At 41.7% G+C, this 13,233-nt stretch carries 8 protein-coding genes; 3 read left to right on the forward strand and 5 right to left on the reverse strand.

What is annotated here, in order from left to right; all coding sequences use genetic code 11:
• The first annotated feature begins 103 nt into the window (after nt 1-103).
• Entirely contained in the window at nt 104-1,732 is a 1,629-nt protein-coding gene (locus tag GZH31_RS16035) for a sodium:solute symporter (RefSeq protein WP_036973612.1), read from the forward strand.
• A gap of 55 nt (nt 1,733-1,787) precedes the next feature.
• Here the strand turns inward: GZH31_RS16035 and GZH31_RS16040 are convergent, their stop codons facing one another.
• Nucleotides 1,788-2,816 (reverse strand): family 43 glycosylhydrolase, encoded by a 1,029-nt coding sequence (locus tag GZH31_RS16040; protein WP_180311240.1) that lies wholly within the window; start codon nt 2,814-2,816, stop codon nt 1,788-1,790.
• Nucleotides 2,817-2,920: 104 nt separating this feature from the next.
• Between GZH31_RS16040 and GZH31_RS16045 the strand changes: the two genes are divergently transcribed.
• The gene (locus GZH31_RS16045) at nt 2,921-3,925 is read left to right on the forward strand and encodes an arabinan endo-1,5-alpha-L-arabinosidase (RefSeq protein WP_036973614.1); all 1,005 of its coding nucleotides are present in this window, start codon (nt 2,921-2,923) and stop codon (nt 3,923-3,925) included.
• Between the two features lie 85 nt (nt 3,926-4,010).
• Here the strand turns inward: GZH31_RS16045 and GZH31_RS16050 are convergent, their stop codons facing one another.
• The 4 genes from GZH31_RS16050 to GZH31_RS16065 form a co-directional block, all read right to left on the reverse strand.
• Nucleotides 4,011-4,427 carry an FKBP-type peptidyl-prolyl cis-trans isomerase gene (locus GZH31_RS16050; protein WP_180311241.1) on the reverse strand — a complete coding sequence of 139 codons (417 nt, stop codon included), beginning with the start codon at nt 4,425-4,427 and terminating at the stop codon, nt 4,011-4,013.
• A gap of 10 nt (nt 4,428-4,437) precedes the next feature.
• Complete coding sequence (locus GZH31_RS16055) at nt 4,438-6,882, reverse strand: glycoside hydrolase family 127 protein (RefSeq protein ID WP_180311242.1); 2,445 nt, start codon at nt 6,880-6,882, stop codon at nt 4,438-4,440.
• 77 nt (nt 6,883-6,959) lie between these two features.
• A complete protein-coding gene (locus GZH31_RS16060) occupies nt 6,960-8,297 on the reverse strand; it encodes an MFS transporter (RefSeq protein ID WP_180311243.1) in 1,338 nt (445 codons plus the stop codon).
• A gap of 269 nt (nt 8,298-8,566) precedes the next feature.
• The gene (locus GZH31_RS16065; protein ID WP_180311244.1) at nt 8,567-11,383 is read right to left on the reverse strand and encodes a TonB-dependent receptor; all 2,817 of its coding nucleotides are present in this window, start codon (nt 11,381-11,383) and stop codon (nt 8,567-8,569) included.
• Between the two features lie 599 nt (nt 11,384-11,982).
• On the opposite strand from GZH31_RS16065, the gene GZH31_RS16070 reads away from it, so the two are divergent.
• Nucleotides 11,983-12,945, forward strand: a complete 963-nt coding sequence (locus tag GZH31_RS16070) for a glycoside hydrolase family 43 protein (protein ID WP_036973618.1) — start codon at nt 11,983-11,985, stop codon at nt 12,943-12,945.
• Nucleotides 12,946-13,233 lie beyond the last annotated feature (288 nt).

A 13,233-nucleotide genomic window follows, 5' to 3' on the forward strand; every position in this document is an offset into this window, starting at 1 on the left:
ACCTTATTTTAACAAATCACTTTCACTCACTCAATTTATAATATAATATTTTTAACCGACAATTAAAAACAACATTCTCTTTCATAATTAGGTGGAACACACAATGGTCGAACTAAGTACCTTAGACTGGGCAGTGCTGGCAGGATTTTTTGTCCTGTTATTAGGCGTTGTCGTCATGTCTATGCGACAAAAAGAAGAAGACACCGCTGACTACTTTTTGGCGGGTCGTAATGCAAGCTGGTTAGTAATTGGTGCCTCTATTTTCGCATCAAACATCGGCTCAGAACATTTAGTCGGATTATCTGGTTCTGGCGCTCAATCAGGTATGGCACTCGCCCATTGGGAAATGCAGTCGTGGATTATTCTATTACTCGGTTGGATTTTTGTGCCTTTCTATTGGAGTAGCAAGGTCTACACCATGCCTGAGTTTCTAGAACGTCGCTTTAATTCTAAGTCGCGAACTTTCTTATCTGTTATCTCATTAATCAGCTACGTATTAACAAAAGTCGCCGTGACCGTGTATGCCGGTGGTATCGCCTTTAAAACCATTTTAGGAATTGAGAGTATTTGGGGTATCGATTTCTTTTGGATTTCTGCCATTGGTTTAGTGGTGATCACCGGGATTTATACTGTTCTAGGGGGCATGAAAGCCATTATGTGGACCTCGGTGCTGCAAACACCAGTGTTGATCATTGGTTCACTGGTCATTTTAGTTGTTGGTCTTGATAAAGTCGGCGGCTGGGCAGAAGTTGAACGCTTAAATGACGTTAATATGCACCTTATTCGCAGCGCGTCAGACACTGAATTCCCTTGGCCTGGGATTATCTTTGGCTCGTTTATTATCGGTTTTTGGTATTGGTGTACCGATCAGTATATTGTGCAACGCGTACTCTCTGCGAAAGGGATTAAAGAAGCACGTCGCGGGACGATGTTTGCGGGTTATTTAAAACTCCTCCCTGTGTTTATTTTCTTAGTGCCGGGCATGATTGCTTACGCTCTGAATGCAAAAGGAATTATTAGTTACGAAAGCGCTGACCAAGCATTTCCTACGTTAGTCGCTGAGCTGTTACCTGCGGGTGTGAAAGGAATTGTGATTGGTGGCTTAGTCGCAGCATTGATGAGCTCGCTCGCTTCGCTATTCAATTCATCAGCCACTTTATTTACGATCGACTTTTATAAAAAGTTTAAGCCAGAATCAAGCGAAAAACACCTTCTAAAAGTAGGCAGAATGGCCACTATCGTTATCGTTGTTCTCGGGCTGTTGTGGATACCCGTCATGAGCTTAATTGCCGATGTACTTTATGAATATCTCCAGAGTGTTCAATCATTAATTGCACCAGGTATCGCGGCTGTATTCTTACTCGGTTTATGTAGTAAGCGCATAACGCCAACAGCGGGGTTTGTTGGTCTTGTGTCTGGTTTCGTACTGGGTATGATTCGCTTAGTATTATTACCCTTTAAAGATGATTTAACGGGTTCATCGTTTGCATGGATAACGACAATGAACTGGTTGTACTACTGTATCCTGCTGTTTGTTGTGGTTGTCGTTATTATGATTGTGGTGAGTATTTTCACTAAACAAGCAGATGAAGAGCAATTAAAAGGCCTTACTTTCTCAAGCCTAGACAAAGCAACTCTCAAAGAGGTCGCCGAGGGTTTAGATAAGTGGGATTACATCCATACAGCGGGCATTTTAGGCATAACTGCCTTTATATATTACCGCTTTTGGTAAACATTTCGTTCCCAAAGTTGTAGGGCGCCAATTGGCGCCCTTTTTTAAAAAATTTTTAATCAGCTAGCTGTGGTGAAAACACAGGAAACCCATCTTTATCCCATGTAATAATGCGTGCTCGCGCATGGCGATTTGGATCCGTCAATGGCGTGCCTTTTAGCTCTTTATAATCGCGGCTATGGTAAATTAGCAAATCGGTCACGCCATCTTCCGCTTTTACAAAGCTGTTATGACCCGGACCAAAGCGACCAACTTCAGCGTGGGTAGTAAAAACAGGCTCTGGCTTTTTATGCCAACTTTTAGGGTCAAGTAAATCATCATTTACATTTGCCCATAGCAAGCCCATCGCATACCGATGATCGGTGGCACTGGCCGAGTAGGTCACAAAAATTTTATCTCCACGTATTATTACAGCAGCCCCCTCATTCACTTTATAGCCTTGTACTTCCCACTCAAGGGTCGGTTCAGTAATCGCGATAACAGGCTCTTTAATTGACGTTGGTGAGTCCATTTCTGCTAACCACAAGGCCGAGTTGTATGTGGCTGGCTGGTTTTGCTGTGCCCAAATCATGTAGCGTTTACCTTTATGAGTAAAACTGGTCGCATCAAGAGAGAAGCTATCTAGGTGACTCGTAACCTGCCCCATTTCTTGCCAGTCGCCTTGCATAGGATCAACGTGGTCATTTTTAAGTGCATACATACGAATGCTAAAAGGCTTTTCAATATCACCGGCCGCAAAGTAAATGTACCAACTGCCATCAATGTGGTGCAGCTCAGGCGCCCAAATGTTAACGCTCATAGGGCCTTTATCATGCTTCTGCCAAATAACTTTTGGCTCGGCTAGTTTTAAGTCATTTAGGCGACATGCTTGGCGTAGTTCAATTTCATCAAACATCGGTGAACTACCAATAAAGGTATAACATCCGGTTTTTTCATCACGCACTAACCAAGGATCGGCACGCTTAAGTACAATAGGGTTATCAATTGGCGCGACGGTCTTGCTACTATTAGCATTAGCAAAGGCTGGCACTGACGAAGCACTTAACACGGTAAGTAACGTAAACCGCGATAATTTTTTGAGCATAATGTGTCCTGTATTTCGCTTTTATTTTATTGTTAATATTGTATTACATATTATATAGTAGACGAATGAACACAAAAGTTAAAACAACAAAAAGGTATTCGATCATGAGACCCGCACACCAAGTGACACGAGCAATGAAGTGGCTTTCAACTGGACTACTTATCTCAGCAGCTGCAGTGTCTGCAAAACAGGTAGAAGTACACGATCCGGTTATGGCCAAAGAAGGCGACACGTATTATGTATTTAGTACAGGCCCTGGCATTACCTATTATGAATCAAAAGATTTAACTAACTGGAAACTCACTGGCCGCGTCTTTAAAGACGAGCCTAGCTGGGCAAAACGCGTGTCACCTAATTTCGGTGGCCATCTGTGGGCACCGGATGTGTACGAGAAAAATGGCAAGTTTTATCTGTATTACTCTGTTTCTGCATTTGGTAAAAACACCTCAGCAATTGGTGTAACGGTAAACGACACTCTTGACCCATCATCACCTGACTACAAGTGGATTGATTACGGTATTGTGGTTGAGTCAGTGCCTGAGCGTGATGATTGGAACGCTATCGACCCAGCTATTATCGAAGATGACAATGGCACACCTTGGATGAGCTTTGGTTCGTTTTGGGGTGGTTTAAAATTAGTGCAACTAGATGATGACATGGTGCGCTTAGCACAGCCTGAAAAGTGGCATCACATTGCCAGCCGTCCAAACACGGAGCATGGCCCAATTGAAGCGCCTTATATCTTTAAAAAGAATGGCTATTACTATCTGTTTGTGTCATTTGATAAATGCTGTCAAGGTATTGAAAGTACTTATAATGTTCGGGTTGGTCGCAGTAAAAACGTTGAAGGTCCTTATTTAGATCAGCAAGGTCGCTCGCTGGTTGATGGCGGTGGTAGCTTAGTGATTGAAGGTAACAAAGAGTGGGCAGCCCTTGGTCACAATGCCGCTTACACGTTTGATGGTAAAGACTACCTCGTGTTGCACGCCTATGAAACAGCCGATAACGGCGTACAAAAGCTACGAATTTTACCGATGAGCTGGAAAAACGATTGGCCAGTTGTAAACCCAGCCGACCTAAACAAGCTTAAAACCACGCTTATAAAGTAATTATTCAAACACAAAAAACCTGCAATTTTTTTGCAGGTTTTTTATTTACTCAAGTGATCTATTTTGAGATTTGAAATTGGTATTATTAATTAAAATCAAGCAGGGTGATATCAACTCGCATCGGGCTTTGGCAATCCTGTTCATGCTTTGTAGCAATAAATGTACTGTACACATCTCGCGCAAGATGAGGGGGTATTAATACTTCAAAACGACTGCCTTTACTCATCAGTTGCAATGCTTCTTGCAAGCCCACAATCGCCTCGGCAATTTCATACTCAACAGGTACACCCTCTGCACGGGTGTCAAATAACACCCGACCGTTATTAAGTACTACACGTTGATGCACAGTGACTGTTGCATCCCAGCGGGGCTTATCACCTGCTCCCTGCTCAATAACACGATAACCAAGGCCCGTAGGGGTTTGGTAAACGCTTTGCTGCTCTTTTAAGCATGACGAAAACACCGGATTCACCGCTTTATCAAACACATTATTGCTTAACATAGCCCACTCTTTATTGCTCGTTGATCAATCGAATGCCATAGATACCACCCGCAACAGAATCTGGGTTGGCTGTGAAACGCAAGGTCAGCATTTCTGACTGCTTCATCGCCTCTGTTAATGGGTAATCAATGGTGTAAAACTCATCGCTTGGGTTGCCAACAGGCAAACTTACCGCGGCCAGTGTCTCCCCATTAAGGGTGATTGAGAAATGACGATTCACATCACCGATAAAATAACGAATACGTAATGCTGCAGCGTTTTTATTGGGGTTACGAAGCTGATATTCAAACCAACCTGTTGCATCGCGCCAATGGTGGCCATTATTGACACCAGCACGGGTTCCTTCACCTTTAAAGCTATGCTCTACTTCTGGTTGCTGTTCACCCGGCGTAATGTGATCAACGGTTAATAATCGAAGCTGCTCTTTTGCTTGCTCAGCCGCTTTGGCGTCAGCTACAAATTGTGTGAATTCAGCTTTGCTTTGCTGTGGCCAATACACTTGATAGCGGCTGTCGTGTAAGCGGAAAAATGGGATAAGTTCCGTGCGTTCAGTCTGTCCAATGCCTTGCTTTGCAATCGCCACATTTTTGTCTGCGATAAATGCCAACGCTTGGCCCGGTTTACGAGTTAAATCTGCAACAAATTGCGCAGGTTCACTGAGCATAATGGGTAATGCTTCTGGTGGGCACGTCGGTCCAGCAGCAATGTGACCCATACGGCTGTTATCAGCAACAAAGCTTAACTGCTCATTCGCAAAAGCCTGTACTTTGGTGGCCATAACCACGGGGCCATACATCACAGAATAATAATCTTGGCCATCCGGTAACTGCTCGGTATAAAGCTTAGGTGCTAATTCAAAGGCAAGCTTATCGCCACTTTGCCATGCATGGCTGATACTGTAGTAACCGTCTTTTTCGCTCGCGGTCACGGCTTTTCCATTTAACGTAAAGCGCAGTTCACCTTGTTGCCAAGACGGTTTACGAATATGGATGACAGACTCTGAGCTTTGTCCCTCAGACAACCGGTTCACCGTGAGTGAAACCTTGGTATCATCAGGGAATTGGCTGTCTTGGGTGATCTGTAAACCTTGTTGTTGCCAATTTAACGTACTGGGAATAAATAAGTTCACCCATAGCTCTTTACCCGTATTGCTATAAATTAACTCACCATACTTGCTGTGATTCTCAATACCCGAGCCCACACAACACCACATAGAGTCTTGCACTGATGAGTACATACGGTAATGTCCTGGGCGCATTGAGGTAAAGTAAACAAGGCCACCATGTTCTGGGTGTTGTGACGATAAAATATGGTTATATGTGGCGCGCTCATAATAGTCTAAATAACGCGTATCAGCGGTTTTCAAAAACAGTAACTTGCTGAGTTTCATCATATTGTAGGTATTGCAGGTTTCTGGGCCTTCAACATCTTCAACCATTGGCGTAAAGTCACTTTTATCATGAAAATGTTCACGTACTGAATTACCACCAATGGACACCGAGCGCTCTTGGCTCACTGTTTTCCAGAAAAAGTCAGCGCCTTGCTGCCATGCTTTATCATCGCTGGCATTCGCCACTTTCAACATACCAATAATTTTGGGAATTTGCGTATTGGCATGCAGGCCTGTTAACTTATCTTCTTTGTGTAATAGTGGTTCAATAATGATGTTATGAGAGAACTGGCGCGCTAGTTTTAAGTAACGCTCATCGTCACTAATAACATACATATCCGCAAACACATCATTTAAGCCACCATGCTCTGAGTACAGCATCTGCTGAACTTGTTCATCAGTTAGCTTCGCTGTGGTTGCTAAGAACCATTCGCCTAACTTAAATAACATGTGCTTTGCTTGGCTACTTCCTGCAACTTCGTAGGCATCACGAAGGCCATGGAAGATTTTATCTATATTGTAAAGTGGTACCCAACGGTCATTTAAACTGAATAAATCAGCTTTGATTTCACCGTTTTCAATCTGCTGCCACATTTCATCGCCATTAGGAATACCGCCTAAGTAACCACCTGTGGCTTGTTGAGCTCGATTAAGCTCGCTTAGCATGTAATCTAAACGCTGCTTTAATTCTTCATCCCCTGTTGCTGCCCAAGCAAGGCTCAATGCTGATAAATAATGACCCCCAATATGGCCATCAAGGCCTGTGCTTTCCCAGTTACCATAATTAGGCGCTTTTGGTGTCAGGCCGGCTTCACGCAGGTAAGGAGCAAGCAGCTGATCAGGATGAAGTGCTAATAAATAACGCACATTAGTTTGCTGTGCATGTAAAAACGGGCTGGCGCTTAAACTTACTTGGTTGAGGGCAAATAAATGTTGTTCGCTGGTATGTTCAGCATGCTCCACAGAAGCGGCTTGTTTACTGTCTGTTGGCAGCTCACTGCAACCGGTCACAGTTAATATTGCAGCGCAAACGCTTGCCAAATAGCTAACTTTGAATGTGTTCATACTGTTGTCTCCCAGCGAATTGTTATTTTAAAGAGCAAAGCGCACACACTTATTTAGTGTGTGCGTTTAAAGAGTGGTTATTTTGGTAGGCGTTTATGAATAACCATATCCGTATAGTACTCATCGGTAATTTTGTATTTTTTCAAGATCAGACCTAGCAAGGCGTGGAATACACCAGGAATGATAGTTAGCATCAGTGCTAAGCCCATTAGGGTAAATTCGGTTTGCTCAACGTTAGGCTTGTACTCAAAAAATGCCAGTAATAAACCACCTGCTAAGCCAGCTAAGCCACCCCCTGCTTTTTGGCAGAATGAAATGCCACCAAACGATAGACCCGAGGCACGAACGCCGTCTTTAATTTCACCGTAATCTACGGCTTCAGCAATAGCAGACCAGAATACTGGTGCATGTAAATCAACCACAAATGACAAGATGATATAAAGCACAAACGCCATCATTACATCACCCGGTTGCACCACAAAGTACATTAGCAATGAGATGAATAGCACGGCGATTTGTGATTGACGGAATAGCTTCATTTTACAGTAACGCTGGGTGATCCACGTACTTGCCACCATAGAGACAATAGATGCTGCAATACCCGCACTGGTAAAGGCCCCCGCTAAATCTGGCACACCTAAATAATAGGTTGCGTAATACATAGCAACACTGCCACGAATCGCATAGCCAAGCGTACCAAGTACACATGCTGCACAAAGTAGTAACCATTGGTCGTTTTTAATAAGCACTTTTAATTGCGTAATAACACTTTCTTTTTGCGGCTCGTGAGTAATACGCTCGCGTGTAGTAAAAAAACAAAATAAGAACAACGCAACGGCACAGGCTGATACCAGCGCCATCGCCAGTTTATAACCGTAAGATAAACTATCGCCACCCCAGTAAGATGCTAATAACGGCACCGAGAATACAATCACCACATTGGCAATTTTAGCGAAGAACATACGGTAGCCATTAGCTGACAAACGCTCTTTAGGATCGGCAGTTAATACGCCGATATAAGAAATATAAGGAATAGCAACACCAGTAAACATCAAGGTCGCGAATAGGTAAGTCGCATAAGCCCAAGCTAACTTCATGTTGTAGTCGAAATCTGGCGTGGTAAAGAGCAAAACGACCGACAAACCATACGGTACAGACAAGAATAAGAACCAGTGGCGGAACTGACCCCAACGGGTTTTCACTTTATCGGTGATCACCCCCATTAAAGGGTCGGTAAAGGCATCAACAAAACGCGCCACTAAGAACAACACACCCATATCAACCGGATCAAGTCCGTAGATATCGGTGTAAAAGAAAGACATAAAATAGAATAACGCTGCAACCATGACATTCACTGCCATGTCACCGGCACCAAAGCCGACCTTTTCTACAACGGATAACTTTTGAGATTCCATACCACACCCTAATTGGAAAATATTAAGCCAATACTCAATATTTTAAGCAATGAACACCTTTCAATACTGTGTATCAACTATGTGATACTACACAGCTTGGCCACTGCATTCGTTATTTTTGTAAATTTAATGCTAACCCAAATGATAGTATTATCATACTAATTAATTCGCAACTCTTTTCGTTTAATAACAAACACGCCCACTTTCTAGCAAATCTGAAAAATAAAAAACCCCAGCAAAGCCGGGGTTTTTGGGTCTATTCAAGAATTTTAGAAAGAATAACGGATACCTAGCGCGAATGTACGTGAATAGATACCGTTACCGAAATTAAATAAGTTATCGTTACCTTTACCGTAGTAGTTCTGATACACATCATCTAGGATATTAGTTGCATCAAATGTCACAACAAAGTCATCATTTACATTGTAACTAAACTGGAAGTCTAAACTTTGCTCTGGGCGGCTCCAGAACTGAATCGGATTAGCAAAGCTAGCTGCTTCGTTACCGGTGTAAAACTCTGAACGCCACACGTAAGATAAACGCATGTCAAATGAATCACGCTCGTAAATACCGACGATGCTGTAAGACTCATCAGATACGCCAGCCATTTGCGACTTAACATATTCTGTAATCTCTCCAGCACGATTAAAGTCAGGAGTTTCTTGTGATGAATCAAGTAGTGTGAAACTTGCTTGTACACCAAAACCATTTAACATTTCTGGCAAGTTTTCAGGAAAATAGACAGCCCCCAGTTCAAAGCCCGAAAGCTCCCCGTTTGACGCATTCACTGATGTACTAATCACATAAGGTCTAGTTACACCATCATTACCTTCAAGAATCTCAGTCTTACGTCCAGGTAACACTAAGCCTTCAATTTCGCGGTTAAAGTAAGCAGCGTAAATTGAGCTTGTATCAGCAAAGTACCACTCAAGTGATAAGTCATAGTTTTTTGACTCTGTCGGTTGTAAATTAGAATTACCACCCGTTCCCGTACCATAAGGTATATCAGTTAGTGGGTCTTGTAATCTTACAACCGTGTTCAGGTCAGCAAAATTAGGCATACGCAGTGTTTCTGTATATGCTACACGTCCTACCACGTCATCAGTGATGTTCCAGTTAAGTACTAGACTTGGTAAAATTTTATCTGTTTTATTTTTACCTGTTGTTAGCTCACCATTGTTATCTGTATCATAAAACTTCATGTCTTGTTCATAGTTCACATAACGTAAACCAAATTCACCACTAATATCTTCCGTTAAAAAGAAATTAGTGGTTGCATAAAATGCATAAGAAGTTTCATCAATATCAAAAGATTTAGCTATACCTTCAACTTGAGTATCATATACTTGGCGAACCGCATCGGCATTTTTCAGTAAATAACTACCATCTGCAGTAATGAAACTATCAAATACATCTGCACGACCATCAAAATAATCATCTACTTTAAAAATTAAGCCACTTCCATCTCCTGATGCGCCTGCAGCGACTAGCTGTTCCATTAGGCTTGCAACTGAAGTATTGCCAATAACTTTATTATCATCTCTAGTAAATTCTTGTGCTGAACGGTTTTCGAAACGCCCACCAAATCGAACTTTATCTATGTAAGTACCGCCAAAAAGATACTCACCGTCAATTGTGAAAGTGATGGCATCACCGCTATTACCAGCAGCACTGTCATAAATAGTACTAGCATTCCAATTTTCTATCGCAGCCATATCAGCTTCGTTTACTGTGGTGTTTGGATCATCCCAAAATGAGATACTTGGCACACCATCATTGTCATTAAAGTCAACATCTAAACCATACGAAGTGCGATCAAAACGCATTGCAAAAAAGTCCGACTTATATTCACTGTCTTGATAAACCACTTCAGATTTAATAGTTAGATAATCGCTTGCTTGCCACTCGGCACCTAATGCATATAAGTAGCTATCTGTTGTTTCAGAGTTATAGTCACCACTTTGGAAGCCACCAGCACCGATTGCTTGTTTTTCTTTAACGACGTTAGTGCCATCAAATACTGTGGGGGTTTCAATAAAGCCGTTACCAGTTTCAAAGGTATTTGAAAACCATAACGCATTTTGAGATTGATTCTCGTAACCCGTGTAGAAACCTTCCGCCGTAATTTCAAGTGTTTCATTTGGTGCCCACTGCAAAGATATTGATGCTGCAGGGCGCTTACGCAAACCTGTAAATGAAGTACCGAAAATAGCATCTCGCGCTAATAAATACTCAGTTGGTTCACCTTCTACGTTCAACGTAGAACCCTCTGATGATGGTAGACCATTTTCTAAACCACCTTGCCAAATTAGATTATCTTGAGAGTCACGGTCAGGGATTCGAGAATACGGTGAATAATTATGATGCGGCTTGTCAGTAAAAAATGGAAATGCTGCACCTGCTGTAATTGTATCATCGCGATAATGTGTTTCAGCGTATGAAATATTAACTAAAGCACCAAACTCACCTGCACCATCGATGTCCCAACGGTTAGAGAGTAACGCACTGATATTTGGATCAACTTTATCTGGCTGATCAGCATAAATAGCACGTGCCGCTAAAACGACTTTTTCACCGTCAAAGTTGAATGGGCGATGCGTTTTAATGTCGATCGCCCCTGCGATACCACGCTCAATTTGATCTGCCGAACGAGTTTTATAAACTGTAACACCTGATAGTAAGCTTGCTGGAATGTCTTGCAGTGCCACATCACGGCCCGCACCAGTAAATATAGCACGACCATTAATAGTCGTATTGACGTCAGTAAGGCCACGGATTGAAACCGCACTTACTTCACCTGCACCACGGCCCGTTGTTTGTACACCCGTCACACGTTGAAGCGCTTCAACTACGTTGTTATCAGGGAATTTACCAATATCTTCTGCAACAATAGCATCCACGATTTGAACGCTTGCACGTTTTTCATCAAGTGCTTTGTTTAAACTGCCGCGAATACCTGATACCTGAATAACTTCCATTTCATCGACGTTCTTTTCAGGAGTATTTGGTGCTTGCTCTTGAGCGAAAGCAAATTGACAGGTAAATGCCATAACTACAGCACTGGCTATGTGTGTTCTTTTAAACATAAGCGGTGTTCTCCAAATTATAGTTATATCGGCCCGCTGAACTTTCCCCATTCAGTTACCGAAGAGTGACCACTTTATTGTGCATCGTGTGTTGTCAAAACGGTGCGCAAGTGAGTCTATATTTTATTATGTTAATACATTGCTGCCTGAACTTTAATCATATTGTATGATTATTTGACAGTCAACTCAAAAAGCCAAATTAAAATAACTGCCATTATGTTTACAAAAAATGCCGCAATTATAACATGTTACAAACTTAAAGCGTGCTGCGTTTATGCTTTGGTTATTCATTAATACCGATTATTATCATAAACTTAGCATGTAATCATTTGCTTGTTTAATTTGTCTTTAGTTCACCTAGAGCGACAAAAAAGGGCTAACAAGTTATTTACCCAGCGAATTTTGATGCTACTATGATTAAAATACAATAATACAATATAGAATTAATTTTTGCTGCACTTTTGCTGATTTGTTTCGATGTAAACAATCAGTTACTCAGTATAATCAGGCGTACACTGTGTATTATCTGGTCATTTAGAATGAGTTTTAAGCACAAAAGCAGCAGTTCGTACAACAATCATTAGTCACAGAGGACACTCATGAAGAAATTGAAAGCGTTAGCACTGCCATTGCTTTTTTCGAGTAGCTTAGCCGTTGCACAAAACCCATTATTTACCGATGTTTTTACAGCAGATCCCGCAGCACTTGTTCACAACGACACCGTATACCTTTATACAGGCCATGATGAAGCACCTAATAACGATGTATTTTTCGAAATGCATGACTGGCTCGCCTTTTCGTCTACCGACATGGTGAATTGGAAAAAGCATGGCCCAATTATGAAAGCCACTGACTTTAAGTGGGCAAAAGGCGAAGCGTGGGCTTCACACATGATTGAGCGTGATGGCACCTTTTACTTCTTTACCACGGTTCGTCACAACGATACAAAACCGGGCTTTGCTATTGGTGTTGCAACGTCTAAGTCACCGACAGGCCCATTTAAAGACGCCATAGGCCATGCGCTTGTTACAGACGATATGACCAAGCACACACCGAATGATTGGGATGATATTGATCCTGCTATTTATACCGAAGAAAACGGCGATACATACATGTTCTTTGGTAACTTAGTGCCAAAATATGTAAAGCTGAGCGATGACTTACTTTCGCTTGATGGGGAAATAAAAACAATCGATTTGCCAAACTTTACAGAAGCATTATGGGTGCATAAAAAAAATGATAACTACTATGTATCGTACGCCTGTGAGTTCCCTGAAAAAATCTGTTATGCAATGAGTAAAAGTATTCATGGACCGTGGGAATATAAAGGTATCTTGAATGAAATCGCGGGCAACAGTGAAACAAACCACCAATCAATTATCGAATACAAAGGTAAAGATTATTTTATTTACCATACAGGTGCAGTACCACCAATTGATGGCAAACCAAGTGGTGGGCGTTTTCGTCGTTCCGTGGCTATCGAACCACTTTACTACAATGAAGACGGCACGCTTAAACGTATTATCATGACCACTGAAGGTCTCAGTAAACAAGACAAGTAATCTCAAAAAGGGCTCTTAAAGAGCCCTTTTTAGTGCTCAAATGTAATACAAATAAACATATTTACTGGAAAATCCTCACTTTCCGATAAGTAAAAACTTCCCTAAAAGAGTAAAAACAGCGAAAAAAACGCCAAAATTGGCAACTTGAAAAAATTAAAATCACGCTGTACATATTGTAAACACTGACACTTCATGTTTACATATCAATTACCTTTGCAAAAGTATTTGCACATTTTAAATCGTACTATAAAATTACAATACTACGTTCTTATTAGTTTGATATAGGCA

This window comes from Pseudoalteromonas sp. JSTW (genome assembly GCF_013423925.1).
GTDB classification, from domain to species: domain Bacteria; phylum Pseudomonadota; class Gammaproteobacteria; order Enterobacterales; family Alteromonadaceae; genus Pseudoalteromonas; species Pseudoalteromonas lipolytica.